The sequence below is a fragment of the Siminovitchia sediminis genome (assembly GCF_042680885.1).
Lineage (GTDB): Bacteria > Bacillota > Bacilli > Bacillales > Bacillaceae_C > Siminovitchia > Siminovitchia sediminis.
Genome location: NZ_JBHUEO010000005.1, coordinates 214,144 through 239,508, shown reverse-complemented (window position 1 = coordinate 239,508; position 25,365 = coordinate 214,144). Strand labels below are relative to the sequence as shown.

Here is a 25,365-nt window from a genome sequence, read left to right as displayed (position 1 = left end):
TTATCGCTCCCTAATCTCTTCAATGATCCCGTCTTTGACGATAATTGTTTTTCCACTCATGATCTCTTCCCAGGAATCACCGACTTTAATATCCACCAGCGCCTGGATATCCTGGTCTTTCAGTTCACTTCCGTACGGCAGCATCTCTAACTGTTCCATTTGAAAATCGACAAGTTTCATTTTTTCCTTTCGAAGCTCAATTTCTTTGTCAAATTGAGCTTTCAGCGCAGCAGCCGAATACTTTTTGGTTCTTTCAAGCTTTTTCATTTCAAAAAGCAATTGGTCACATTCTTTCTGCAGCTGCTGTTTGGTTTTCCTATATTTGGCAGATAGTTCTTCCCTGCTTTTTTCTGTTAGAACCTGTTTGACGGTGACTGTTTGGATAATTTTCACAATCTCATCCTCCGTCTGTATATTTACTTGAAGTAGAAAAAAGAGGGGTGTTGATCCCCTCTATTCGTCGATTTCTAAATAAATCCTCTTATGTTGTTTTGATCCTGCTGCAGCATAAACGACCGTTCTAATGGCTTTGGCCACCCTGCCTTGCCGGCCGATTACCTTCCCGATATCCTCTTTATGAACGGTCAGGTAATACGTTATCCGTTTTTCTTCTTCATTTATACGTATTTGGACATCTTCAGGATGGTCAACAATCGGCTTTACAATCGACCTTATTAATTCTTGCATAGGCTTGATTACCTGTTACTTACTATTTTTGGCGTTGTGGAATTTTTCCATAATCCCTTGCTTCGAGAGCAGGTTACGAACCGTATCGGACGGCTTAGCACCGTTTTGAAGCCATTTTAATGTTTTCTCTTCATCGATGTTAACCACTGCAGGATCTGCAACCGGATTGTATGTTCCTACTTCCTCAATAATACGTCCGTCACGTGGAGAACGAGAATCTGCCACAACGATACGATAGAAAGGAGACTTTTTCGCTCCTAAACGTTTTAAACGAATTTTAACTGCCATTTTAATGAGCACCTCCGAAATGTTATACACAAAATAGTATATTATCAATGTGTGATTTGTTTGTAAAGTGTTTTTTCTTAACACGTAAAAACTTCTGCTTTTCTACTGTCCAGCTGCTGCGCCTATCGACTAGCAGACTTCACGCCTCCTCCTACGATAAGTCAACATCGGCTCCTTTGTTGCCGTGTTTCCTTTATCTCGTCAGAGTCGCTCCAGTCTGTACGTCGATGAACAGGCGCTTCCGCTTTTCTACGGTCCAGCTGCTGCGCCTATCGACTAGCAGACTTCACGCCTCCTCCTACGATAAGTCAACATCGGCTCCTTTGTCGCCGTGTTTCCTTTATCTCGTCAGAGTCGCTCCAGTCTGTACGTCGATGAACAGGCGCTTCCGCTTTTCTACGGTCCAGCTGCAGACGGCAGGGGCTCGAGGTCGCTTCGAAAAACCATGAAGGCAAAGAGCAGCCTTCACTGGTTTTTCTCCAGCGCTTGTCGCCCCTAGACGCCGTCTTCCGCTTTTCTACTGTCCAGCTGCTGCGCCTAGCCCCTCGAGGTCATAAGCCAAGTGCTGCTGAAGGCAAAAGACACCTTCTTCAGCACTCGTCTTATACTTGTCGGGGCTAAGCAAGGCGCTTCCGCTTTTCTACGGTCCAGCTGCTGCGCCTAGCCCCTTGAGGTCATAAGCCAAGTGCTGCTGAAGGCAAAAGACACCTTCTTCAGCACTCGTCTTATGCTTGTCGGGGCTAAGCAAGGCGCTTCCGCTTTTCTAGTTACATAAACGGAAATTTAAAACCCTTCTTTTTACCTTTTTGTTGCATGCCGCTCATTTGCTTCAGCATTTTTTTCATTTCTTCAAATTGTTTGAGTAAACGGTTCACTTCCTGGATGGTTCTTCCGCTTCCACGGGCTATTCTCCGCCGCCTGCTGGCATTGATGATTTCAGGACGTTCTTTTTCTTCTTTTGTCATGGATCTAATAATAGCTTCCACGTGGCCAATTTGTTTTTCATCCACCTGAATATTATCGAGACCCTTCATTTTATTGGCACCTGGCATCATTTTGATCAGCTCATCCAGAGGACCCATATTCCGAACCTGCCCCAGCTGCTCCAGAAAGTCCTCAAATGTAAAGGAAGCTGTTCGGAATTTATGCTCCATTTCTTTGGCTTTTTCTTCGTCTACAGACGTCTGTGCCTTTTCAATTAATGTCAGCACATCCCCCATACCGAGAATTCTCGAGGCCATTCTTTCAGGATGAAAGGGCTCCAGCGCATCCATTTTTTCACCCATACCGACAAACTTGATCGGCTTCTCGGCTACCGAACGAATGGATAATGCGGCACCGCCCCTTGTATCTCCATCGAGCTTGGTCAAAATGACCCCGGTAATATCAAGCTGCTCATTGAAGTTTTGGGCTACATTCACCGCATCTTGACCTGTCATTGCATCTACGACGAGGAAAATTTCGTCAGGCTGGGCGATTTCTTTTATATCCCTAAGCTCCTGCATCAGCTCTTCATCTATATGAAGGCGTCCTGCAGTATCAATCAAGACATAATCATAATGTTCTTCCTTGGCCTTTTCGATCCCTTGTCTGACAATTTCAACTGGACTGACTTTGTCACCCAGTGAAAAAACGGGCATATTCAGCTGCTTACCTATCGTCTCCAACTGCTTAATGGCAGCCGGCCGGTAAATATCTGCAGCGATGAGCAACGGCTTCCGGTTATAGCTTTTTCTAAGCAAGTTGGCAAGCTTTCCGGTTGTCGTCGTTTTACCGGCACCTTGGAGACCGGACATCATAATCACGGTTGGCGGGCGTTTGGCTACTGCTATTTTACTCTGCTCGCCCCCCATCAGTTCCGTCAGCTCTTCTTTAACGACCTTAATGACTTGCTGGCCAGGAGTGAGACTTTTCATCACTTCCTGCCCAACCGCTCTTTCGCTCACTTTTTTCACAAACTGTTTGACTACTTTAAAGTTTACATCCGCTTCTAGAAGGGCCAGGCGTACTTCCCGCATCATTTCTTTTACGTCAGCTTCGTTTACCTTGCCTTTGCCGCGGATCTTCTGGATAGTCGTTTGCAAGCGGTCGGCCAATCCTTCAAATGCCATAGATTTCCGCCTCCCTAATCCAATTCCTCTAAATGATCCAAATAACGGTTTAGCTTGCCTTTGTCCAACGGACTTTCCGTCAACTCTTGTCTAATCAAAACCAGCAACTTTTTCCTCTCTTCAAACCTTTTATAGAGAGAAAGCTTTTCCTCATATTCTTCCAGCAAAGCCTCGGTTCTTTTGAGATTGTCGTATACTGCCTGACGGCTGACTCCATGATTCTCCGCAATCTCACCAAGAGAAAAATCGTCACGATAGTATAGAGACATATAGTCGCGCTGCTTTGGAGTCAACAACGATTGATAAAAATCATACAAGTAATTCATTCGCGTTGTTTTCTCAAGCATACTTCAATCTCCACCTTGTTAAGTCAAAAACCTTTACACATGTTAAATCATAACTTTTTTCGAGCTGGGCGTCAAGCACCATCAACACCCACCGCTCATTCTTCCGCTTCTTCAATCACATTGGAAAATAACCCGTACACATATTTTTCAGGATCAAATGGCTGAAGATCGTCCATTTTTTCACCAAGACCTACAAATTTTACAGGGATCTTCATTTCATTGCGAATAGCCAGAACAATTCCCCCCTTGGCTGTGCCATCTAGTTTTGACAACACAATTCCGCTGACGTCGGTGGCCTCTTTAAACGTTTTTGCCTGAATGAGTGCGTTTTGGCCGGTTGTGGCATCCAGAACAAGCAGAACCTCATGCGGAGCACCTGGTATCTCACGTTCAATGACTCTTTTAATCTTTTCCAGCTCTTTCATCAGATTTACTTTATTTTGAAGCCGGCCTGCTGTGTCGCATAGCAGAATATCCGCTTTCCGGGCTTTGGCTGCCTGAACAGCATCGTACATCACCGCTGCGGGGTCCGACCCCTCCGTTTGCTTGATTACATCTACCCCAACGCGGTCTCCCCATACTTCCAGCTGTTCAATGGCTCCTGCCCGAAAAGTATCCCCGGCGGCCATGATCACTTTCTTTCCTTCAGATTTAAACTTGTGTGCAAGCTTGCCGATCGTTGTTGTTTTGCCCACTCCGTTTACACCAACAAACAAAATGACCGTCAACCCGTCCTCTTGGATATGAAGAGCACTTAAATGATCCTCACCTGATTCATAAATTTCGATCAGCTTTTCAGATATAACCGATTGCACTTCTTCAGGATCCTTTATATTTCTTCTTTTCACTTCCATTTTCAACTCTTCGACAAGCTCCATTACGGTATCAAACCCGACATCTGCCTGTATCAGAATTTCTTCAAGTTCTTCAAAAAAGTCTTCATCCACAGAACGATAACGTGAGACCAGGTCATTTAGTTTATTAGAAAAGTTGTCTCTTGTTTTGACAAGACCCTCTTTAAACTTTTCCGATATGGAGTCACCGGAAGTTGAGAATTTATCTTTTAATTTTTTGAAAAAACTCATTTTCTTCACCTCAAGTTAATTTTGCCATCGCCCGGCTCTCCTCCAGTTTGACGGATACCAGTTTGGAAACACCGGACTCTTGCATAGTAATCCCGTATAAAACATCTGCCCCCGCCATTGTCCCCTGTCTGTGGGTGATGACAATAAACTGGGTATTTTCACTAAATTTTTTTAAATACCGGCTGAATCGGTCGACATTGGCCTCATCCAGTGCAGCTTCCACTTCATCCAACACACAAAAAGGAACGGGCCGTACCTTTAAAATAGAAAACAACAGTGCGATGGCAGTCAGGGAGCGTTCTCCTCCTGACAACAAACTTAAATTTTGCAGCTTTTTCCCCGGGGGCTGTGCAACAATTTCTACACCTGTATTCAATAAATCATCTGGATCTGTTAACTTTAACTCGGCGCGTCCGCCCCCGAACAATGAGGAGAAAACACCCTGAAAGGAATTTTGGATGGAGTGAAATGTACTGCCAAACCGTTTGATCATTTCCTGGTCCATTTCATCCATAATTTCATATAAGGTGGATTTTGCCTTTAACAGGTCGTCCCGCTGTTCATGCAAAAATTGACAACGGCGGCTGACTCTTTTATATTCATCAATCGCACCGACGTTTACTGTACCGACAGCAGAAAGTTCCTTTTTCAAGCTGTCTCTTTTTTTCTCTGCCTCGGGTACATCTATCAGGGAGGATGACTCCTTGCGGGCACGTTCAAACGAGATGGCGAAATCTTCGGTTAAGGTCTTTGCAAGATTCTCCATCTCCATTTTTAGGCGGCTGCCTTTAAATTCTTCATTCTTTAATTTCTCCGCCAGTTTTTTCTGTTGTCTGGCCAACTCTTTTAATTCAGCTTCACAATGCTTTATGTCTTCTTGGATGTCCAGCCTCATGCGGCGGCTGTCAGATATAAGCTGCAGAGTCTTTTCCTTTTCGGCCTGCTTGATCTTTATTTGCTCCTCCAGCTCCGTCGTTTCAAATAACAAGCTCTCTTTTTCAGTTATGAAAGCCTGCCATTTATGATGAGCCTCTTTGATGAAGCTGTCTGTCTCAACTAATGAAGAACGGATGCGCTCCAGATTAGAATTGGCTGCGTGCATCTGTTCTTCCAATTGGACTTTTTGCAAGTTCAATTGGTGGATGGTAGCCAAAAGCTGATCTTTTGAACTTTGCTGAGAAATTCTCGTCTCAGCAAGCTGTTTGATTTCCTCGTCCAGCTGGCGGATGGACTGTTCCCGCGCCATTAAGGCTGTATGTGATTGTTCCGATTGCAGCTTTAATTCCTGAATGTCGTTTAGTAGGCCATCTTGTTCCACCTCGTTCAGCGACAGGGCATCTTTCACATGTTTTAATTGGATTTTCAGTTGCGTCTTATCTGATTGAAGCTCATATTGCACGGCTTCCAATTCCTTGATTTTGTTTTGATGGTTGCTTAACAGCTTTTCGCATTCAGTCATTTTTTCTTTCAGACGGGTTAATTCCGATTCAGCAGTTGTGATTTTCTGTTTTTGAACGAAGAGGTTTTTCTTTACAGATTCCAGCCGGTTTTTTCTGCTGATTAAAGAGGTTCTTTTTTGCTTAGAAGTTCCCCCTGTCATGGAACCCCCTGCATTGATCACATCACCCGTCAGAGTGACAATGCGAAGCTTATAGCCTGTAAGCTTTGCCAATTCACCTGCTCCCTTTAAATCTTTTGCCACAACAATACTGCCGAGGAGATGCCTGATGGCCGGCTCATGTTTTTTGTCGTATGTTACTAGATCTGAAGCAGTGCCAAGAAAAGAAGGGTGGGATTTCATTGCCTCTTTATAGTTTGAATGAAAGTACTTTGGCTGGATTACATTTAAAGGCAAAAACGTAGCACGACCAAGTCTTTTCTTCTTCAAAAACTCAATCGCTTTCCGGCCGTCTGTATCGGTCTGAACTACAATATGCTGAACAGCAGCACCCAAAGCCGTTTCCACTGCCGTCTCCAGTTCTTTTGGAACTTGAATCAGGTCGGCTGCTGTACCTTCAATACCTGACAGCGTCCGTTTTGCCTTTAATACTTCACGGACTCCCTGCATATAACCAGCATAGTCATCTTCCATCATCTCAAGACTTTCCTGTTCAGCTTTCATTTTCTGTGTTTCACGGTACAACTGAAAAAGTTCTGACTGAAGATTCTCCCGTTGGTTTTTCATTACTGCCCGTTTTTCTGTATATTGCTCGTTTTTTTCCGTCAAGGAGCGAAGCTGTTTCTGGATGTGGGTCAACTTCGTTTCTTTTTCTTTGAGTTCAGTCAAAATGAGATTGAGCTCTGCTTCGTCCTTTTCTTTGTCGCTCCTTAGTTTTTCCAGCCTGATCCGGTGCTGGCCGAGCTGCTTTTCGATATATTGTATTTCATTTTTATAGGATGCCTGCTCATTCATGGCATCCACATACTCACTTTTTAAATTTTCTATCGTTTGGTCCAGAGTATCGTCCAGTTTCCCCAGGCTTTGCTCGATTTTCAATAATTGATTATGAATATTTTGCGTTTCAGCTTTCTTTTGAGAAATTAAACTTTCCGTTTCCTTCTGGGTATGAAGGAGCTCTTCTTTTTTGGATTGGGCTTCCTTGATATTCACCTGAAGCATATCCATATTCCGAACGATGTTTCTACTTTTTTCTTCCAAAACTTGACGCTGGCCTTCCAATTTTTCAAGCAGCTCAGACACATCTACAAGTTTTTCCTGGAGAGAGTTTATTTTCTCATCCGTAATATTTTGCTGTTGCTTTTTTTTGTCAATGTCCAGTTCAAGATTTTGTATATCTTTCGAAAGTTTTATTTCTGCGTCAGTATAGAGTTCAACTTCATTGTTGACTTTCTCCCATTGGACGTACAATTCTTCAAGTTTCCGAACAATCAGGGCAGTTTCCACTTTTTTTAGTTCACCTTTCATCTGCAGAAACTGTTCCGCCCGGTCAGCCTGTTCTTTCAATATTTCCAGCTGGCCCTCCAGCTCATGAAGGATATCATCTACGCGCTGAAGGTTCTCTTCTGTTTCAAGAAGCTTGTCTTCCGTTTTTTTCTTTCGGTGTTTATACTTCAAAACTCCTGCAGCTTCTTCAAAGATCGTTCTTCTTTCTTCCGGCTTGCTGTTTAATACCTGATCCACTTTCCCTTGGCCAATGATAGAAAAAGCTTCACGACCAAGGCCCGAGTCAGTAAATAATTCCACAATATCTTTAAGTCTGCACGGTTTTTCATTAATAAAAAATTCACTCTCGCCCGTCCGAAAAACCCGCCTTTTCACATTTACCTCACTGTAATCCACTGGCAGGGAGCCGGTCTCATTATCCAATGTAATCGAAACTTCTGCATAATTCAGAGGCTTCCTCGAATCACTTCCGGCAAATATAATGTCCTCCATTGTACCCCCGCGGAGAGATTTGGCCGATTGTTCCCCAAGGACCCAGCGCAAAGCGTCGGTCACGTTGCTTTTTCCACTTCCATTTGGACCTACAACCGCCGTAACGCCCGGCACAAATTCCATTTCCGTTTTTTCTGCAAAAGACTTAAATCCATACATATTTAATTGCTTGAGGAACAAATAAACTTCCTCCTTCTTTATGTTCAATCATGATTCATTTAGTTTACCCAGCGCCATTTGCGCTGCATGTTGTTCAGCTTCCTTTTTGGAGCGTCCTTTTCCTTCGCCCAGAACTTCTCCGTTGAGTACAACCTGGGACTCAAATACACGGCTATGCGCAGGGCCGTGTTCTTTTAAGATCTCATATTTAAGCGTGCCGGTTCCATCTCTTTGCACCACTTCCTGAAGCTGGCTTTTAAAATCCATCACATGAGAAAAAGCACCTACTTCAACTTTTGGAAATACAACTTTATCCAAAAAAGCCTTCGTTTTCTCCAGTCCTTGGTCTAAATATAAAGCACCAATAAATGCTTCGAATGCATCGGCCAATAATGCCGGGCGCTTTCTTCCCCCTGTCATTTCCTCACCTTTGCCAAGCAGGACGGCTTCGCCGAAGTTCAGTTCATTGGCAAAAGTAACAAGCGATGGTTCACATACGATTGCTGCTCTCAATTTTGTTAATTCGCCCTCGCTCATCATCGGATATTTTTCATATAAAAATTGGGAGACAGTTAATTCCAGGACAGCATCACCCAAGAATTCAAGGCGTTCATTGTCTTCATACGGCTTTTTCCGATGCTCATTCACATAGGATGAATGTGTAAAAGCTTTCTTTAAAAGTTTTATATCAGTAAAGTGAATTCCTATTTGCTTCTGCAGCTCGTCAAACAGCTTAGCCTCTCTTTCCGCTGCTTTTGAACCTTTTCTCGATTTTCGCATTGTCTATCCACCTTATCAATTTAAAAGTAGAAAAAGCCCCGCTGGCAATCAACGGGACATTTTATTTTCCAACGACTAGCTGTTGCTTTTTATGTAATTGACCGCATCGCCTACTGTTGCAATTTTCTCAGCATCTTCATCGGAAATTTCCATGTCAAATTCATCTTCCAATTCCATAACAAGCTCAACTACATCAAGCGAGTCCGCTCCCAGGTCATCTTTAAAAGAAGATTCCAATTGAACTTTTGACTCTTCCACACCCAGGCGGTCTACAATGATTTTTGTTACTCTTTCTTGTATGTCTGCCATCAGGTTCACCTCCCCTCAAGCCATTATAATCCAAACATGGCAGAAATAAAATATTTGTTCTATTACATGCCCATACCGCCATCAACTTGGATCGTCTGACCGGTAATATAACCGGCTTCATCCGAAGCAAGGAACACGACCGTATTGGCAATGTCGGAAGCCTGTCCAAATTTTTCCAGTGGTATTTGCTTGAGCATGGCATCCTTTTGCTCATCCGTTAGCTGGTCGGTCATATCAGTAGTAATAAAACCCGGTGCCACTGCATTCACTGTAATCCCGCGCGAAGCCAGCTCTCTAGCTGCTGATTTAGTTAAGCCGATCACTCCTGCTTTTGCAGCAACATAGTTTGCCTGGCCCGGGTTGCCGATCACTCCTACGATCGAGGCCATATTAATGATGCGTCCGCTTCTTTGTTTCATCATCTGCCTGGTTACAGCCTTTGTACAGAGAAAGACACCTTTTAAGTTTGTGTCTATGACATCATCCCATTCATCTTCTTTCATACGCATCAGGAGATTATCTCTGGTAATGCCTGCATTATTTACAAGAATATCGAGCTTCCCAAATTTCGCTACAGTATCCTTCACCATGGCCTGAACAGCTTCAGAATCAGATACGTTGCACTGGTATGCAACGGCTTCCCTTCCCATTGCTTGAATTTCGCTGACCGTTTCATTCGCTTTGCCGGTACTGCCGGCATAGTTTACGACAACATTCGCACCTTCTTCGGCAAGCGCAAGCGCTACAGCTTTCCCTATGCCTCTGGAGGCGCCGGTCACAAGTGCTACTTTTCCTTCCAATCGCATGCTTATTCCCCCCTCAACATTCCGATCGCTTTTTGACAGCTCTCCGGATCTTGAACTGATATGGCCGTGACCTTCCTATCCACCTTTCGAACTAAGCCGGACAACACTTTGCCTGGCCCTATTTCTACAAATGTATCAACTCCTAAGCTGATAAGCTTTTGCACACTATCTTCCCATAACACCGGTGAATAGAGTTGTTCGATCAATTTTTCCTGAAAGGCTTCTTTCTTTGTTTCAGGTTCAGCAGAAACATTCACAATGACCGGAACATCAGCATCCTTAATCTCAATTTCATGTAAAACTTGGGTGAATCTCTCGGCAGCAGGCTTCATAAGACTTGAATGAAACGGACCGCTTACCTGCAATGGCAGTACTCGCTTTGCACCCTGCTCTTTGGCCTGTTCACCAGCCTTTTTGACTCCTTCCACTGTTCCTGATATAACAATTTGCCCGGGGCAGTTTAAATTGGCCATCTGTACAAGATCTCCACCTGAAGTAACCTGTTCGCAAATGCCGTGCAGAGTGCCTCTTTCCAATCCGAGTACAGCAGCCATCGTCCCCCGCCCGTTTGGAACTGCTTCTTCCATAAATTGTCCGCGTTTATGTACAGCATATACGGCATCTGCAAAGTCAATGGCACCAGCAGCGACTAAGGCAGTATACTCCCCAAGACTGTGGCCTGCGGTATAATCCGGAGAAATCCCTGCATCTGTCAAATCCTGCATGAGAGCCATGCTGGCAGTTAACAGGGCCGGCTGTGCATTAGCTGTTGATGTCAGGTCTTCCTGAGGTCCTTCAAATATAATCGACGACAGTGAATACCCAAGGCGCTGGTCTGCCCGGTCAAAAACGGACTTCGCTTTTTCATTTGTTTCAGCAGCTTCTTTTCCCATACCAACAGTCTGTGACCCTTGGCCGGGGAATATAAATGCTATTTTTCCCAATTTCCAAACTCCTTTATTCTTTATGTACTGTAACAGCAGATTCAATGGTTCCGGACACGTCATTCAGTACGATATCTCTAGCCTGGCGAACCGCATGATAAATGGCATTTGCATTGGATGAGCCGTGGGCTTTTACAACAGGCGCCTGCAGTCCAAACAAGGCCGCCCCACCATATTCCGAATAATCCATTTGTTTTTTTAACTCTATGAGATCCGACTTGACTAATCCTGCGGCAAGTTTATTTTTCAGGCTGCTGGTGAAAGTGGATTTCACCATTGAAAAAATGGAAGCAGCCGTACCCTCGATCGCTTTTAAGACGATATTGCCAGTAAAACCATCTGTTACCACGACATCTGCGCGTCCTTCCAGTAAATCACGGGCCTCAATATTACCGATAAAATTTACGTCAGATGAATGTAAAAGTTCAAAAGCTTTCTTCGTCAGCTCATTCCCTTTATTGTGCTCAGATCCAATGTTAAGCAAGGCCACTCTCGGCTTTATAATCTTTCTTACTTTCTCTGCATAGATTTGTCCCATAAAGCCATATTGAAGCAAGTGCTCAGGCTTTGCATCCGCATTTGCCCCAAGATCAAGCATTAAAAAACCCCTGCCATCCAACGTTGGAAGGGTTGGTGCCAAGGCCGGCCGCTCAACGCCTTTGATTCTTCCGACAATGAACAACCCTGCCGTCATCAAAGCTCCGGTATTTCCTGCAGAAATGCAGGCGTCAGCCTCGCCATCAGCTACCGCCTGAGCCATTTTCACCATAGATGCTTCTTTTTTCCGGCGGACAGCACGAACCGGTTCATCCGTTGGCTCAATCACATCTTTTGTATGAACAACCGTAATGCGGCCGCTCGGATCCAGGTATTTTTGGATCTGCTCTTCGTCTCCAAAAAGAATAAACTCTGTATCAGAAAAATCACGGGCTGCGTGATTCACACCCAAAATAATTTCTTTCGGTGCATGGTCGCCTCCCATGGCATCAATAGCTACTTTCATAAACAATCTCCTTTTCATTCACTCGAGCGATACATTTCAAATTCGCCCTTAAAGGCCAATTCCCCTCCTACAAAACTCTCCACATCCACAATCGTTCGGTTACTGTTCTTTTTACTGGAACGCACCTTTGCTTTGGCAATGACTCTTTCACCGGCTTTTACCGGGCGGGTAAAATGGATGCCGGCTCTTACGGTCAATGCCAGTTCGTCGTCAATGACCGCCACTGCAAGAGAGTTGGCTTGGGCAAATAAATGATGTCCCCTTGCGATAGAGTTGCGCGTAAAGACATGTTCCTCCTGAACTTCAAACAGTGAAATTGCGCTCTCGTCCAAATGCAGGTCTATCACTTCACCAATGACCTCATTCATCGGCAATGATTTCACTGTGTTATCCACATGCTTTTCAGCAACCGTTTTAATTCTTTCTCTCAACTCGGGTATCGCCAATTCCATCCGGTCAAGCCTAATGGTCTGAACGCTCACTGAAAATCGTTCAGCCAACTCCTCATCTGTCACAAAAGGATTGGTCTCAATTGTTTCCACAAGCCATTTTTGTCGTTCCTTTTTTGAAGGCTTCATTTTGACTTTCACACCATTCCCCGATATTAAGACTTGGTACTAATAGTAGTATATAAAATGCCGGGGCACCATGCAACTATTAATTCATCCGAAACGAATACTAATCTAGCTTCTCTCCTGATAAAGCCCCGGATTGCTCAAGCCGGGACCTTAGTATTTTATAGGATTCCCCGTTCCAAAACTCCTCTGATTCAATCATTTCCAGTGCATCATTTCTGGCCACTTCCAAAACGCGGTAATCATGAACCATGTCGGCAACCTGAAATTCAGGCAAGCCGCTTTGTTTTTTTCCAAAAAAATCTCCGGGTCCCCTCAGTTCTAAATCACGCTCACTCAAGGCAAATCCATCATTGGTTTCTGTCATGATCCGCATTCTTTCCTTGCCGATTTCGGTTTTAGGGTCAGCCAACAATATACAGTAAGACTGGCTGCTGCCCCTTCCAACCCTTCCCCGAAGCTGGTGAAGCTGCGCAAGCCCAAATCGTTCAGCGTCATAAATCAGCATAAATGTAGCATTGGGAACATTCACTCCCACCTCTACAACTGTTGTAGATACAAGGACCTGAATTTCATTCCGGCTGAATGCTTTCATGATCTCATCCTTTTCAGCTGCAGGGAGGCGTCCATGCATTAAACCGGTGCTATATCTGCCTTGGAAATGGCTGGAGAGCATCTCATAAACATCAATAGCATTTTGAACATCCAGTTTGTCGCTTTCCTCGATTAACGGGCAAATGACATATGCCTGTCTGCCTTCGCGAAGCTCTTTTTCCATGAAATCCAGTACTCTGTCCAGCATCTCCTGTTTTGCCCAATAGGTTTCAATTGGTTTTCTTCCTTTAGGCAATTCGTTGATCGCAGATACATCCATCTCTCCAAAAACGGTAATGGCCAGCGTCCTTGGAATGGGAGTGGCCGTCATAAATAAAACGTCCGGATGTTCCCCTTTTTCCTTCAAAATCCTGCGCTGTTCCACACCAAACCGGTGCTGCTCATCTGTTATGACAAGACCCAGACGATGAAAATCCACATCATCCTGAATCAGCGAATGAGTGCCGATCATAATGTCAATGTCCCCTGACTTCAAACGTTCCAAGATGTCGTCTCTTTTCTTTCCTTTCACTGAGCTTGTCAATAATTCAATTCTCAGATCTGTCTTTGAAAAAATTTCTTTCAGCGACTCTTCATGCTGCTCTGCCAAAATCTCTGTCGGCACCATCAGTGCACCCTGATATCCTGCAGTGACACTGGCAAACAGGGCAATGGCGGCAACGACGGTTTTACCAGATCCCACATCCCCCTGCAGCAGCCTGTTCATTTTATATGGGGATTTTAAATCGTAACAAATTTCATTTACAGCTTTTTTTTGAGCATTGGTTAAAGTAAATGGCAATGAAGCGATGAATGCTTTTAACTTTTGAAGATCATACTTTTGACCGGCACCACTTGTTCTCTCTCTCCTCATTTTTCGAAGCGCCTGCATTTTCAATTGAAATAATAGGAATTCCTCATATACGAAACGTCTCCGTCCCTGTTTCATTTCTCTGGCCGTTTCCGGAAAATGCATAAAGGATAACGCATCCTTTATACCAACGAGCTTATATTTCATTAGAAGCGGTTCGGGAAGAGGTTCTTCCATATACTGGGCATATTCATCAAAAGCCTCTTGAATAAAACGTCTTAACGCTTTGACCGTCAAACTCCCTTTTACTGCATACACCGGCTGGAAATCCCCTACCCTTTCGTGAGGCCCGAGAATCACTTCAAAGCATGTAAGCGTTTGACGGTGCTTGTCCCATTTCCCTGTCACCGTCACAATGCTGTTGGGCTGGAGCTTCCCTTTTAAATAGCCGCGATTAAAAACTACAGCTTTTATTAAGTACCGGTCTGCCAAAAGACGGAACGTCAGGCGGTTTCTTTTTTTTCCATAATACACAAGGGAAGGTTCACTATGAACCTTCCCTTCAACTGTAATGCGCTCATCATGCTCAACATCGGACAAATCACGAAGCCTCATATCATCATATCGGTACGGAAGATAATAGAGTATATCGCGGATAGTATGAATGTCCAGACCGGCAAGCTGGACAGCGGTCTCTTCACCAATTCCCCTTAAAACTGTCACTTCTTGATCCAATGGACTGTTCATGATTCCGAAATGTGCGCCTCCTTCATCCTGCTATTATTCCACTGAAAAAATATAGTTGTATACCGGCTGTCCCCCATAATGAAGTTCCACTTCAATTTCTCCAAAATGGTCATCAATAAATTTTTCCAGCTGATTCAGCTGCGTTCGGTCTATATTTTCACCATATAAGATTGTCAGGATCTCCGCGTCTTCATCAATCATTTCCTTTAACAAAACTTGGGCTGTTTCCAAAAGATCCGGACCCGAATAAATAATATTTCCATTTGCCAATCCCATATAGTCATTTTTATTTATTGTAACGCCATCAATCACTGTATCCCTGACTGCATAGGTAACTTGTCCGGTTTTGACATGTTCCAGCGCTTCAGTCATCTCCCGGCTGTTATTTTCGAGAGAAGCTGTCGGATTAAAAGCTAAAATCGCAGCCATCCCTTGAGGAATCGTTTTGGATGGCACAACTGCAACATTGTCTTCAGCCATCTCAGCTGCCTGCTCAGCAGCCATCACTATGTTTTTATTGTTCGGCAGGATGATAACATTTTTAGCATGAGCTGAACGAACGGCTTCCAGAATATCTTCGGTACTCGGATTCATCGTTTGCCCGCCTTCTATAATAGCATTGGCCCCGATGCTCTTAAACAGCTCCCCGATCCCCTCTCCCATGGAAACCGAGACGATGGCATACTCTTCCTTCTCTTTGGGACGCGGGTTCGATGGCCCTTCGTTCGTCAGCGCACTATGCTGTTCTCTCATATTCTCAATTTTCACATGAATGAGCGGCCCATACTGTTGACCATATGATAAAACTTCTCCCGGCTGCTCAGAGTGGATATGTACTTTTGCTACATCCTCGTCAGAGATAACGAGCAATGAATCTCCGTACCTGCTCAGGTCTTTCCGAAAATCACCCTCATGATAAGGACGGCCGCTTTCCAGCCTGACCATAAACTCGGTACAATAGCCAAATTCAATATCTTCGGTGCTCATAAAACCATGTATGCTCTGATGATGCTGTGCATTAACAAGTTCATCCATGGAAGGAGCTGCTTCAGTGATTTCCTTTCCTGTCAAGGCAGCCAGAAATCCCTCGTAAACATAAACGAGCCCCTGGCCGCCGCTGTCTACTACGCCCACTTCTTTTAATACCGGCAGCAAGTCCTGCGTTCTTGCGAGAGATTTCTTCGCCTCATCCAATGCAGCCTCCATGATCTTGACCAAATTATCTGTTTCCTTGGCCGATTGGACCGCTTCATTTGCTGCATCCTTCGCCACGGTCAGAATGGTTCCTTCAACAGGTTTCATGACAGCTTTATATGCTGTTTCGGCCCCCATTTTCAGTGCATGGGCAAATTCCATGCCTGTAACAGATGATTTGTGTTCAATATCTTTTGAAAATCCCCTGAATAATTGGGATAAAATAACCCCGGAGTTCCCTCTCGCACCCATCAGCAGGCCTTTCGAGAATGCAGCTCCAACTTTTCCTATGTGGTCTTGCCTGTGAGCCTGGGCTTCCTTTGAGCCGGAAGAAATCGACAGCTTCATATTTGTTCCGGTATCCCCGTCCGGAACAGGAAAAACATTCAGCGCATCAACCGTTTCAGCGTTTGCTGACAAGTGATTAGCTCCGCTTGCGATCATATCTGCGAAGCGATTCCCATCCAACGATGTTATCGACACAACTTTTCCTCCTCATTACGGATTCGTCACACGAACCCCCTGAACATAAATATTGACAGTATCGGCTGACATGCCGATTGTTTGCTTCAATGTATATTTCACTTTTGATTGTACGTTAAAAGCAACCTCTGAGATTTTTGTCCCATAACTTACAATAATGTACATATCAATGTGAAGTCTATCATCCTCTTGACGAATAACTACCCCTCGGGAAAAATTTTCCCTTCGAAGGATTTCTGTCAGCCCATCACGTATTTGATTTTTCGAGGCCATTCCAACGATTCCGTAGCAATCAATCGCCGCTCCTCCGGCAATCGTGGCAATGACTTCATTTGAAATATCAATTTGACCAAAACTTGTTTTCATTTCAATGGACACAAGAGATTCCCCCCTATAATTGTTGGGCCATATCCCATCAAATGCTTCAAGCGTTTAGAGATATGCTTATATTACTATAATGTGCCTGATTTTAAAAGCCGGATACAAGGGATCTTCTCCAATTTTCCATTGATGTAAAGGGGTCTTTCCATTCAGATAAAAAATGATATTGTTGCACTATAACGGTTTTTATGATAAATTATTAAGGTATCTTTTCTGAAAAGAAGATGAACGAATCATTGAATATTTCATGATACCGTAAGTGACAGGAGGGAAATCATAGATGCCTAAACAATGTGTTGTAACTGGGAGAAAAACCAGAACTGGAAACAAACGCTCACACGCTATGAATGCAAATAAACGTACTTGGGGTGCAAACCTTCAAAAAGTCCGGATTTTGGTTGACGGTAAGCCTAAGCGTGTATGGGTTTCGGCCCGTGCCCTTAAGTCCGGAAAAGTACAAAGAGTATAAGTTTTGTCTGTCATTCCTGCCGATCGAACATCTTACAGCCTGGTTTACCAAGCATACGACGACTGCAGGAATAACAGATTCATGAGCTTCCGTTTATTTTATTACGCCGGGATCAAGTGCTGGAACATGCCCGCCTGCGGTAATTTCTTTGGCACTCGATAAAGGCGTCCAGCAGCCATGACTTTGTTTGAAAACGGATGATCTTATTGATTCAACATAAAAGAGGCGCCCTGATCAGGTGCCTCTTTTTCTTATGCCTCCATTAATCTTTTTTGAAAGTACCCAACATGGCTCTTACAATACCTCCTAAAAACCTAGGAAGCTTGATTGTATAAAACTTCATACAGGTCCCCTCCTCATCACTCTGAAACTGTCACACTTTCAGTCACTTTATCCTATTCATGATCTATGCATAAGTACATATGCCCGGTTCTTTAAAGCCAAGTTTAATCCTTGCTCCTTATCATCATAAGTATGCCTTTCTCAAATGAAAAATGACCGGTTTCCTGAATAAGTTCATTACTTATGCATAAAGATGAACCCAATGGAACGTGGTGTTGTGTGAGGGGAAATTTGAATCCTTTCAAGGTCAAACCATTTACATCCGAAAAAACGGGGATAAACGATACATATTTTTTTTCATCCTCCCGCCCAATCTGATAAAATCCGGGTACAAACACAGATAAACTATTTTGAGTATCGATCATTTCAAATGATGTGTCAGGATGGTGCTGCTTAAATCTTCCAAGCATCATTATATTGGCCATTAAATGATCCAGCCGCCCGCCGGTAGCCCCAAAGATTTTAATAACTGATGGAGTCATTTCCAATGCCGTTAAGATTGCGAGTTCCATATCCGTTTCATCCTTTTCCGGCTTAAACTGCCGAAGTGAAGGGACAAGGCGTTTAACTCTCAAGAAGTCCTCCGGAGAAATTGAGTCAAAATCCCCGACGGCCAAATCAGGATGGAGTCCGTGCTGAATGATCAACTGAACTCCTTTATCCACACCGATCCAAATGGCATCTTTCTGAGCATAGTCTGATAAATCCGGTAAAAACTCATCCGGCCCGCCAGCGACTACATGAATAATTTTTTTCATGGAGCATCACCGCTTGTCACTATTGTTCCACTTGTCTGCGCAGCTCTTGTATCGCTTTTTTTCTGTCAGACTGGTTAAAGATAAATGAACCGGCCACAAACACATCCGCTCCCGCTTGTTTGCACAAGCGGGCAGTTTCCGCATTGATGCCGCCGTCTACTTCTATTTCAAGATCCAGACCCTGGTCGTCTGCCATTTTCCTGATCTCCGTCATTTTTGGGAGGACAGACTCAATAAAAGACTGTCCGCCGAAACCGGGATTGACTGTCATAAGTAAAACCATATCAATATCACCCAAAACATATTTAATCGATTCGGCGGGAGTAGCCGGATTTAGGACGACTCCCGCTTTTACATCATGCTTCTTTATTTCCTGCAAAGTCCGGTGCAGATGCGGATCAGCCTCTACATGAATGGTTAAATAATCTGCTCCTGCTTTTGCAAAATCTGTTATATACAGGTGGGGGTTCTCAATCATCAGATGGACATCAAGCGGTAGATCTGTAATGGAATCGATCGCTGAGACTGTCCCCGGCCCCATGGTGATATTCGGTACAAAATGGCCATCCATTACATCAATGTGAATATAATCAGCCCCTGCTGCTTCCACCTCCCGGATTTCATCACCCAGCTTTAAAAAATCAGCAGCTAAAATCGAAGGTGCTATTTTCATTTTGAATACCTCGGCTTTCTGCTCTTTAATTCTTGATAAAAATCCTGATAATGCTCATAACGATAGTTTTGAATCTCACCTGACTTCACAGCTTGCTTGACTGCACAGCCCGGTTCATTGATATGAACGCATCCTCGGAATTTACAGGACTCCCCAAATTTTACCATTTCCGGAAACGTGGATGAAAGCTCTTCTGCCTCCATGTCAGGAAATTCCAAGGAGCTAAATCCCGGTGTATCAGCGACAAGACCCTCTCCGATCCGAAGCAGCTCCACGTGGCGTGTCGTATGCTTCCCTCTCCCAAGGTGGTCAGATATATCTGCTGTCTTAATGTCTAAATCAGGATGCAGCGAATTTAGCAGTGTTGACTTTCCAACACCAGACTGTCCAGCCAATACACTAATTTGATCCTTGATCACAGGAAAGATCTGCTTTATCCCATCCCCTGTTAATGATGATAATTGAATTATGTCATAACCGATGGATTGATATCCTTCTATATACCAGTCTATCTTTTTCTTTTCTTCTTCAGACAGTAAATCTATTTTCGTTACGCAAATCACAGGTTTGATTTCATTCGCCTCTATCACGGAAAGAAACCGGTCAAGCAAAGCTGTACTGAAATCCGGCCTTGCAGCGGAAAAAACCAAAATGGCTTGGTCTATGTTGGCTATCGGGGGACGAACAAGCTCATTTCTGCGCGGCTTAATTTCCATAATATATCCTTCTGTTTCATTCTCTGCTTGATAGACGACATAATCTCCAACTAGAGGAGTCACATTTTTTTTGCGGAAAACCCCGCGCCCTCGGCATTGTATAACTTCTTCCCCATCCAGTACATAATAAAATCCGCTTAATGCTTTAATAATTTTGCCTTTCGACATGGCATCCATCCTTTCGGTTAATCTGGATATGGTACTTCTTCATCCAAAATGACAGTATTGTCTCTCACTACTTTATAGCCTGCTTTTTTTCCTTTTTCTATCGTAAATTCCAATTGTTTCTTAATCGTAGAATCAATTGTAAAGGTTTCTGCCGGAACAGTCATACTGTGATTCATATCTTCAATAAATATAACGATGTTTTGTGGCTCTCCTTCTTCATTAGGTTCATATGGAATCGTGATTTCTTTTCTAACTTTTTCAGGAGGAATCTCTTCTTGTCCTTTGGATATAGTCACCTTGACAGTTGAACCTTTCATAAGGACTGAGCCTGGAGCAGGATCCTGACTAATGACCACGCCCTCCGGAACATCATCGGAATACTCTTCAGCAGAAGAATCAATTTTCAGCCCTGTCGAATCTTCATAGCTCTCCAAACCCTTCTGATTATAACCGGATAAATCTTTTAAAGTAATTTTTTCTTCGCCTAAACTGACTTTAAACACGATCTTTGTCTCAGAAGGGATGACGTCAGATCCGGGGACCGGATCTTGCTCAATTATTGTGCCTGGTACAGAAGAATCATGCAATTCCTCCTTCTCAATGCGTTCAAAACCTTCTTTACTGAGCAGCTCTTTAATCTCCTCGTATTGGCGCCCACTATAATCCGATAATACAAACTTTTCCTTTCCTGTGCTTACATAAACATTGATGGTACTTCCTTTTTTTACTTCTCTGCCGGCTTTCGGACTTGTTTTTATCACTTCCCCTTCTTTTACTTCTTCATCGGGCGTTTCTATAGTTTCACCGATCTCGAATCCAGCCTCTACGAGACTTAATACAGCATCCTCATATAGTTCCCCGCTTACATCAGGTACTTCTACAACTTTTGCACTCATTAAAGAAGGCATGACAAACAGGAGTACTGTCGTAACGAAAAGAATTGCAGCAATAGAACCGATTACCCACGGCCACTTCCTCTTTTTCTTCTTCTTTTTCCCAGGTTCCTGTTTTTCCTGCTCTTTGGGTATTGGATGGATCACAGTATCATCATCCATCGATTCGATATGTTCATCCGTGATGACAGGAATAGCTTTCGTTGCTTCATCGTCTTCGGGTATGACAAATTTGGGTTCTGCCGCTCTCTCCGGATCAAGAGCTGTTTCCAGATCTTTTTCCATTTCTTCAATACTGTCATATCGGTGGAATGGATCTTTGGCAGTTGCTTTTAACACAATATTTTCAACACTCTGCGGGATATCGGGATTCCACCTTGACGGCCGCGGTGTCTCAGCCTGCAGGTGCTTTAGTGCGATGGAAACCGCTGATTCACCTGAAAAAGGCAGCCTTCCGGTCAGCAGTTCAAACATGACAATTCCTAAAGCATAAATATCCGATTTTTTGGTAGCCATTCCTCCTCTCGCCTGTTCAGGAGACAGGTAATGGACGGATCCGAGCACTGCATTTGTTTGAGTGATGGAGGTGGCGCTCAACGCCATGGCAATTCCAAAATCCGTAATCTTTACGTTTCCTTCATGGTCTATCAAAATATTTTGCGGTTTAATATCCCGGTGAACAATATGGTTATAATGTGCATGCTCAAGAGCTGAGGTAATCTGGCTGACAATATCAATTACTTTTTGGACTGAGATTGGGTAATGATTGTGTATGTATTGTTTCAGAGTCATTCCATCGACATATTCCATGACGATATAATAGATATTGTCTTCTTCCCCGACATCAAAAATGTTTACAATATTGGGGTGATTTAAGCTGGTTGCGGATTGTGCCTCACGCTGAAAGCGGCGGATGAATTCCTCTTCATCTGCAAAATCCAGCCTTAGCACTTTTACTGCGACGTCACGATCCAGAATCATGTCATGTGCCAAATAGACATTGGCCATTCCGCCGCCGCCAATCATCCTGATAATTTTGTAGCGCCCGCTAATTCTTTTCCCGATCAGCATTCATGGCACCTGCTTTCACCGCGGGTCCCTTGTTCTATAATAGCAATGGAAATATTATCGTCACCGCCATATTTATTTGCCAGATGGATCAGGCGATCAGCTTTCTCTTCTTGAGTAAGAGAAGCTTTCAGAGTTTCCTCCATTTCCGCTTTGCTGACCTTATCAGACAATCCATCTGAACATAAAAGGATTCGATCCCCATCTTCAAATGCAATGGTCTTTGTATCAATTTCTATATCTTCTTGTGTACCTGCTGCTTTAAGTACAATGTTTTTTCTCGGATGATGTGCTGCATCTTCAGGAGTAATCTGGCCCGTCTTCACCAATTCATTTACAAATGAATGGTCCTCCGTCAGCTGTTCATAACCTTCCTCATTCATTACATAGCAACGGCTGTCCCCCACATTGGCGATGGTCGCGAAGCCATCTGTACAAATGGCAGCAACAATTGTAGTCCCCATGCCTTCAAACTGAGTATTCTCTTTGGCGTGTTCAAATATTTTTTTATTGGCAACATCAATATGTTCACGAAACCACTGCTCTGCTTCTGCAGGAGTGAAGGATTGCTGTACTGTTTCCCATTGTTTACGCAGGACGTCTACCGCAATTCCGCTGGCCACTTCGCCCGCTTTATGACCGCCCATGCCATCGGCGACAACGGCTAAAAGTTCTCCGCTCTGACTGCGGAAAATCCCGCCATTATCTTCATTGTGAGGCCTAACTTTACCCTTATCTGTTTTAAATACCGCGAGCATAATCCCATTTCACCCCTTTTGTATACAAGACACTTTAAACCTTTGATTGGAAATTTATTTTTTTCTAAATGCTGATATAAAAAACCCGTCTCCGCCAAAGTCTTGGGGAAAAACTTGCAATATATGACGATCTGCTTTAATTGGCAGCCCTTCCGGAATGTTCAAGGGGTTTTCCGTAAACTCTGCGTGGTCCGATAAAAATTGTGCTGCTGTTTCAACATTCTCTTCCTTGTCAACTGTACACGTGCTAAAAACTAAGATCCCTCCCGGTTTTACCAGTTGGGAGACAGTATCTAAAATGTCTTTCTGAACGCTCTTCAAAGAATAGATATCCTCTTCGGATTTGGAATATTTTATATCGGGTTTTCTCCTTAAGACACCGAGACCGGAGCAGGGGGCATCCACCAACACCCTGTCAAACGATTCATGTTCAAAAACATCCCCCGCCTTCCGGCTGTCCAAAACCCGTGTTTCCACATTGTTTAAATGCAGCCTTTTGACTTGGTCCATCATCAGGTTAACTTTGTGGGCATGCAGGTCCAAGGCTGTAACAGAGCCTGTGTGATTGAGTATTTCTGCAATGTGGGTTGTCTTTCCTCCCGGTGCTGCGCAAGCATCCAAGACACGCATACCCGGTTCGATTTCCAGAGCAAAAGCCACTATCATAGAGCTCTCGTCCTGTATGGTAAATAATCCTTTTCTGAATGCTTCCGTATGGGCAAGATTGCCTTTGACAGCCCGAATGGAGATGGGAATCACCGGGCTTGGTACGGCAGTGACCCCTTCTGACTGAAGCTTTTCAATAACCTCCCTGCGGTTCGTAATTGTCTCATTTACACGGGCGGTTTGTACAGGGGCCAAGAGATTTTCTTTACACATCCGGCGGGTCTGTTCGTATCCATATTGATGGACCCAGCGTTTGATCAGCCACTCAGGATGGCTGGTTTCAATGGACAACCGGTGTATCGGGTCTTTAATTTCCTCCAGAGACGGAACTCCTTCTCTTTGGACCGATCGAAGCACCCCATTTACCAAACCGGCTATGCCTTTATGGCCCCGTTTTTTAGCAATCTCAACTGATTGGTGTATGACCGCACGGTCCGGAATTTTATCAAGAAAAACCATTTGATAAAGGGATAGCCTTAACAAAAGACGAACCCATTGCTCTAATTTCTTTTTTATAAAAGGCTTTAAGTAATAGTCAAGAGTTAACTTTCTTTGGATTGTACCGTAAGTAAGCTCGGTTAATAAAGCTGCATCAGGCCCGGTCATATGATATTTTTTTATCGTATCATTTAATAACAGATTGCTGTATGATTGATTTTTTTCAACCGCTTCTATAATCTCAAGTGCAGCTTCTCTAACATTTTTCATCTGATTATCCATCTTGGCCGCCTAACTTCATCCCTTTTTTGACGAATGAACCGGCACCTCTCAAAAACTGCGAAGCGGACATCCGTTTTTTACCTGCCGGCTGTAATTCGGTTATTTTAATGGAAGTTTCATTTCCCGTTGAGACGATAATACCATCTTCTTCAACTTGAATGACTGTCCCCGGTTCGTCTGTAAAACCCAGCTGCTTTTTTTCCGCTCTCCATATTTTTAATACATCCTGTTGCATGATCGAGTAGGCAACCGGCCATGGACGCAGTCCGCGGATTTGGTTATAAATATCCTCCCCGGGACGGCTCCAGTCCACTTTTTCCTGCTCACGTGTGATATTGGGGGCAAATGTTGCTAAATTGTCATTTTGCGGGATCCGCCTTGCTTCTCCGGATAGGAGCTTAGGAATTGTTTTGGAAAGAAGCGCTGCCCCGGCCTCACTAAGTTTATCATGAAGGGTTCCGACATCATCGTCATCATCTATTGGAACTTCCACTTGACTGATCATATCTCCCGCATCTAATCTTTTCACCATATACATGATCGTTACGCCTGTTTTCTTCTTGCCTTGCAAAATAGCATAATGAATCGGTGCCCCTCCCCTTAGTTCAGGCAGCAGGGAGGCATGGACATTGATACATCCAAGCCTGGGGACATTCAGAATCTCTTTGGGGAGAATTTGCCCGTAGGCTGCTGTAACAATCAAGTCCGGGGCCAGCTCCAATATCTTTTCAGCTTCATCACGTATTTTCTCAGGCTGAATGACAGGAAGGCCAAGCGCTTCGGCAGTTACTTTCACAGGTGGAGGAGTCAGCACTTTTTTTCTTCCTGCCGGCCTATCAGGCTGTGTAACTACAGCCGCTACATCATATCCATCATTTACGATTGTTTTTAAAATAGGTACAGAAAAGTCCGGGGTACCCATAAAAATCACTTTAGTAATGGTCTCTCACTCCAATTCCGACTCATCTACATATTCCGTTACTTTTGAGATAAAAAGAATTCCGTGCAGATGGTCTATTTCATGCTGGATCGCCCGTGCCAAATAACCTTCGGCGGTCAGGCTGAATTCATTCCCGTATCGGTCAAATGCTCTTATTCCGATCACACTTGATCTCGTTACCTTTCCATAGACCCCCGGAATACTTAAACAGCCTTCAATGTCCACTTGATACCCTTTTTTCATAATCAGTTCAGGGTTCACCATTTCGATGAGTTCTTTTTTTTCTTCACCTATATCAACGATGGCAATTTGGCGGCAGCATCCGATTTGCGGAGCTGCCAGACCCACACCATCTTCTGCAATCATCGTTTCATACATGTCATCCAAGAGCCGGTGAAGTTCCACATCAAAATTCGATACACGTTCACACTTGATGTTCAATATCTTGTTTGGATAATGAACAATCGGATGTATAGCCAAAGCTTCCCCTTCT

Annotated in this window: 26 protein-coding genes; 1 reads left to right on the top strand and 25 read right to left on the bottom strand. The window is 43.9% G+C overall.

Features of this window, described 5'->3' with window-relative positions; all coding sequences use genetic code 11:
• The 16 genes from ACFSCZ_RS03715 to ACFSCZ_RS03640 all read right to left on the bottom strand — a co-directional run bounded on the left by ACFSCZ_RS03715 (position 1) and on the right by ACFSCZ_RS03640 (position 16,698).
• Positions 1 to 393, bottom strand: a complete 393-nt coding sequence (locus ACFSCZ_RS03715) for a YlqD family protein (RefSeq protein WP_380772399.1) — start codon at positions 391 to 393, stop codon at positions 1 to 3.
• Positions 394 to 453: 60 nt separating this feature from the next.
• Positions 454 to 687 carry a KH domain-containing protein gene (locus tag ACFSCZ_RS03710; protein WP_380772398.1) on the bottom strand — a complete coding sequence of 78 codons (234 nt, stop codon included), beginning with the start codon at positions 685 to 687 and terminating at the stop codon, positions 454 to 456.
• A gap of 15 nt (positions 688 to 702) precedes the next feature.
• Entirely contained in the window at positions 703 to 975 is a 273-nt protein-coding gene (gene rpsP, locus ACFSCZ_RS03705; protein WP_380772397.1) for a 30S ribosomal protein S16, read from the bottom strand.
• 767 nt (positions 976 to 1,742) lie between these two features.
• Positions 1,743 to 3,086: a signal recognition particle protein gene (gene ffh, locus ACFSCZ_RS03700; protein ID WP_380772396.1), complete on the bottom strand. Its 1,344-nt coding sequence runs from the start codon at positions 3,084 to 3,086 to the stop codon at positions 1,743 to 1,745.
• Positions 3,087 to 3,100: 14 nt separating this feature from the next.
• Complete coding sequence (locus ACFSCZ_RS03695; protein WP_380772395.1) at positions 3,101 to 3,433, bottom strand: putative DNA-binding protein; 333 nt, start codon at positions 3,431 to 3,433, stop codon at positions 3,101 to 3,103.
• A gap of 95 nt (positions 3,434 to 3,528) precedes the next feature.
• Positions 3,529 to 4,518, bottom strand: coding sequence for a signal recognition particle-docking protein FtsY (ftsY, locus tag ACFSCZ_RS03690; RefSeq protein WP_380772394.1), 990 nt, complete (start codon positions 4,516 to 4,518; stop codon positions 3,529 to 3,531).
• A 10-nt stretch (positions 4,519 to 4,528) separates the two neighbouring features.
• Complete coding sequence (smc, locus tag ACFSCZ_RS03685; RefSeq protein ID WP_380772393.1) at positions 4,529 to 8,095, bottom strand: chromosome segregation protein SMC; 3,567 nt, start codon at positions 8,093 to 8,095, stop codon at positions 4,529 to 4,531.
• 27 nt (positions 8,096 to 8,122) lie between these two features.
• Positions 8,123 to 8,854 carry a ribonuclease III gene (rnc, locus tag ACFSCZ_RS03680; RefSeq protein WP_380772392.1) on the bottom strand — a complete coding sequence of 244 codons (732 nt, stop codon included), beginning with the start codon at positions 8,852 to 8,854 and terminating at the stop codon, positions 8,123 to 8,125.
• 75 nt (positions 8,855 to 8,929) lie between these two features.
• On the bottom strand, positions 8,930 to 9,163 hold the full coding sequence (acpP, locus tag ACFSCZ_RS03675; RefSeq protein ID WP_380772391.1) for an acyl carrier protein: 234 nt from the start codon (positions 9,161 to 9,163) through the stop codon (positions 8,930 to 8,932).
• A 62-nt stretch (positions 9,164 to 9,225) separates the two neighbouring features.
• Positions 9,226 to 9,969 (bottom strand): 3-oxoacyl-[acyl-carrier-protein] reductase, encoded by a 744-nt coding sequence (gene fabG, locus ACFSCZ_RS03670; protein WP_380772390.1) that lies wholly within the window; start codon positions 9,967 to 9,969, stop codon positions 9,226 to 9,228.
• A 2-nt stretch (positions 9,970 to 9,971) separates the two neighbouring features.
• Positions 9,972 to 10,913, bottom strand: coding sequence for an ACP S-malonyltransferase (gene fabD / locus ACFSCZ_RS03665; RefSeq protein ID WP_380772389.1), 942 nt, complete (start codon positions 10,911 to 10,913; stop codon positions 9,972 to 9,974).
• A 13-nt stretch (positions 10,914 to 10,926) separates the two neighbouring features.
• Positions 10,927 to 11,916 carry a phosphate acyltransferase PlsX gene (plsX, locus tag ACFSCZ_RS03660; RefSeq protein ID WP_380772388.1) on the bottom strand — a complete coding sequence of 330 codons (990 nt, stop codon included), beginning with the start codon at positions 11,914 to 11,916 and terminating at the stop codon, positions 10,927 to 10,929.
• Positions 11,917 to 11,930: 14 nt separating this feature from the next.
• The gene (gene fapR / locus ACFSCZ_RS03655) at positions 11,931 to 12,494 is read right to left on the bottom strand and encodes a transcription factor FapR (RefSeq protein ID WP_380772387.1); all 564 of its coding nucleotides are present in this window, start codon (positions 12,492 to 12,494) and stop codon (positions 11,931 to 11,933) included.
• A 100-nt stretch (positions 12,495 to 12,594) separates the two neighbouring features.
• Positions 12,595 to 14,643 carry an ATP-dependent DNA helicase RecG gene (gene recG, locus ACFSCZ_RS03650; protein WP_380772386.1) on the bottom strand — a complete coding sequence of 683 codons (2,049 nt, stop codon included), beginning with the start codon at positions 14,641 to 14,643 and terminating at the stop codon, positions 12,595 to 12,597.
• Positions 14,644 to 14,676: 33 nt separating this feature from the next.
• Positions 14,677 to 16,320 (bottom strand): DAK2 domain-containing protein, encoded by a 1,644-nt coding sequence (locus ACFSCZ_RS03645; protein WP_380772385.1) that lies wholly within the window; start codon positions 16,318 to 16,320, stop codon positions 14,677 to 14,679.
• A gap of 15 nt (positions 16,321 to 16,335) precedes the next feature.
• A complete protein-coding gene (locus ACFSCZ_RS03640) occupies positions 16,336 to 16,698 on the bottom strand; it encodes an Asp23/Gls24 family envelope stress response protein (RefSeq protein ID WP_380772384.1) in 363 nt (120 codons plus the stop codon).
• A gap of 283 nt (positions 16,699 to 16,981) precedes the next feature.
• Here ACFSCZ_RS03640 and rpmB point away from each other — a divergent pair, with 283 nt between their 5' ends.
• The gene (rpmB, locus tag ACFSCZ_RS03635) at positions 16,982 to 17,170 is read left to right on the top strand and encodes a 50S ribosomal protein L28 (RefSeq protein WP_380772383.1); all 189 of its coding nucleotides are present in this window, start codon (positions 16,982 to 16,984) and stop codon (positions 17,168 to 17,170) included.
• Positions 17,171 to 17,432: 262 nt separating this feature from the next.
• Here the strand turns inward: rpmB and spoVM are convergent, their stop codons facing one another.
• The 9 genes from spoVM to def all read right to left on the bottom strand — a co-directional run bounded on the left by spoVM (position 17,433) and on the right by def (position 25,352).
• Positions 17,433 to 17,513 carry a stage V sporulation protein SpoVM gene (gene spoVM / locus ACFSCZ_RS03630; protein ID WP_018705181.1) on the bottom strand — a complete coding sequence of 27 codons (81 nt, stop codon included), beginning with the start codon at positions 17,511 to 17,513 and terminating at the stop codon, positions 17,433 to 17,435.
• Positions 17,514 to 17,616: 103 nt separating this feature from the next.
• Positions 17,617 to 18,270, bottom strand: a complete 654-nt coding sequence (locus tag ACFSCZ_RS03625) for a thiamine diphosphokinase (RefSeq protein ID WP_380772382.1) — start codon at positions 18,268 to 18,270, stop codon at positions 17,617 to 17,619.
• Positions 18,271 to 18,289: 19 nt separating this feature from the next.
• Positions 18,290 to 18,943, bottom strand: coding sequence for a ribulose-phosphate 3-epimerase (rpe, locus tag ACFSCZ_RS03620; protein ID WP_380772381.1), 654 nt, complete (start codon positions 18,941 to 18,943; stop codon positions 18,290 to 18,292).
• Positions 18,940 to 19,827: a ribosome small subunit-dependent GTPase A gene (rsgA, locus tag ACFSCZ_RS03615; protein WP_380772380.1), complete on the bottom strand. Its 888-nt coding sequence runs from the start codon at positions 19,825 to 19,827 to the stop codon at positions 18,940 to 18,942. Before rsgA ends, rpe begins: the two co-directional genes overlap by 4 nt.
• Positions 19,828 to 19,844: 17 nt before the next feature.
• A complete protein-coding gene (gene pknB / locus ACFSCZ_RS03610; protein WP_380772379.1) occupies positions 19,845 to 21,791 on the bottom strand; it encodes a Stk1 family PASTA domain-containing Ser/Thr kinase in 1,947 nt (648 codons plus the stop codon).
• Entirely contained in the window at positions 21,785 to 22,546 is a 762-nt protein-coding gene (locus ACFSCZ_RS03605; RefSeq protein WP_380772378.1) for a Stp1/IreP family PP2C-type Ser/Thr phosphatase, read from the bottom strand. The genes pknB and ACFSCZ_RS03605 overlap by 7 nt, the downstream gene beginning before the upstream one ends.
• A gap of 54 nt (positions 22,547 to 22,600) precedes the next feature.
• On the bottom strand, positions 22,601 to 23,932 hold the full coding sequence (gene rsmB / locus ACFSCZ_RS03600; RefSeq protein WP_380772377.1) for a 16S rRNA (cytosine(967)-C(5))-methyltransferase RsmB: 1,332 nt from the start codon (positions 23,930 to 23,932) through the stop codon (positions 22,601 to 22,603).
• Complete coding sequence (gene fmt, locus ACFSCZ_RS03595; RefSeq protein WP_380772491.1) at positions 23,925 to 24,872, bottom strand: methionyl-tRNA formyltransferase; 948 nt, start codon at positions 24,870 to 24,872, stop codon at positions 23,925 to 23,927. Before fmt ends, rsmB begins: the two co-directional genes overlap by 8 nt.
• Positions 24,873 to 24,878: 6 nt before the next feature.
• Positions 24,879 to 25,352: a peptide deformylase gene (def, locus tag ACFSCZ_RS03590; RefSeq protein ID WP_380772376.1), complete on the bottom strand. Its 474-nt coding sequence runs from the start codon at positions 25,350 to 25,352 to the stop codon at positions 24,879 to 24,881.
• Positions 25,353 to 25,365: the final 13 nt, after the last annotated feature.

Bases quoted from the DNA above. Each gene is read 5' to 3' on its own strand.
- ACFSCZ_RS03710 (WP_380772398.1), bottom strand. From the start codon at position 687: ATGCAAGAATTAATAAGGTCGATTGTAAAGCCGATTGTTGACCATCCT.
- rpsP (WP_380772397.1), bottom strand. From the start codon at position 975: ATGGCAGTTAAAATTCGTTTAAAACGTTTAGGAGCGAAAAAGTCTCCT.
- ffh (WP_380772396.1), bottom strand. From the start codon at position 3,086: ATGGCATTTGAAGGATTGGCCGACCGCTTGCAAACGACTATCCAGAAG.
- ACFSCZ_RS03695 (WP_380772395.1), bottom strand. From the start codon at position 3,433: ATGCTTGAGAAAACAACGCGAATGAATTACTTGTATGATTTTTATCAA.
- ftsY (WP_380772394.1), bottom strand. From the start codon at position 4,518: ATGAGTTTTTTCAAAAAATTAAAAGATAAATTCTCAACTTCCGGTGAC.
- rnc (WP_380772392.1), bottom strand. From the start codon at position 8,854: ATGCGAAAATCGAGAAAAGGTTCAAAAGCAGCGGAAAGAGAGGCTAAG.
- acpP (WP_380772391.1), bottom strand. From the start codon at position 9,163: ATGGCAGACATACAAGAAAGAGTAACAAAAATCATTGTAGACCGCCTG.
- fabG (WP_380772390.1), bottom strand. From the start codon at position 9,969: ATGCGATTGGAAGGAAAAGTAGCACTTGTGACCGGCGCCTCCAGAGGC.
- plsX (WP_380772388.1), bottom strand. From the start codon at position 11,916: ATGAAAGTAGCTATTGATGCCATGGGAGGCGACCATGCACCGAAAGAA.
- fapR (WP_380772387.1), bottom strand. From the start codon at position 12,494: ATGAAGCCTTCAAAAAAGGAACGACAAAAATGGCTTGTGGAAACAATT.
- recG (WP_380772386.1), bottom strand. From the start codon at position 14,643: ATGAACAGTCCATTGGATCAAGAAGTGACAGTTTTAAGGGGAATTGGT.
- rpmB (WP_380772383.1), top strand. From the start codon at position 16,982: ATGCCTAAACAATGTGTTGTAACTGGGAGAAAAACCAGAACTGGAAAC.
- spoVM (WP_018705181.1), bottom strand. From the start codon at position 17,513: ATGAAGTTTTATACAATCAAGCTTCCTAGGTTTTTAGGAGGTATTGTA.
- ACFSCZ_RS03625 (WP_380772382.1), bottom strand. From the start codon at position 18,270: ATGAAAAAAATTATTCATGTAGTCGCTGGCGGGCCGGATGAGTTTTTA.
- rpe (WP_380772381.1), bottom strand. From the start codon at position 18,943: ATGAAAATAGCACCTTCGATTTTAGCTGCTGATTTTTTAAAGCTGGGT.
- rsgA (WP_380772380.1), bottom strand. From the start codon at position 19,827: ATGTCGAAAGGCAAAATTATTAAAGCATTAAGCGGATTTTATTATGTA.
- pknB (WP_380772379.1), bottom strand. From the start codon at position 21,791: ATGCTGATCGGGAAAAGAATTAGCGGGCGCTACAAAATTATCAGGATG.
- ACFSCZ_RS03605 (WP_380772378.1), bottom strand. From the start codon at position 22,546: ATGCTCGCGGTATTTAAAACAGATAAGGGTAAAGTTAGGCCTCACAAT.
- rsmB (WP_380772377.1), bottom strand. From the start codon at position 23,932: ATGGATAATCAGATGAAAAATGTTAGAGAAGCTGCACTTGAGATTATA.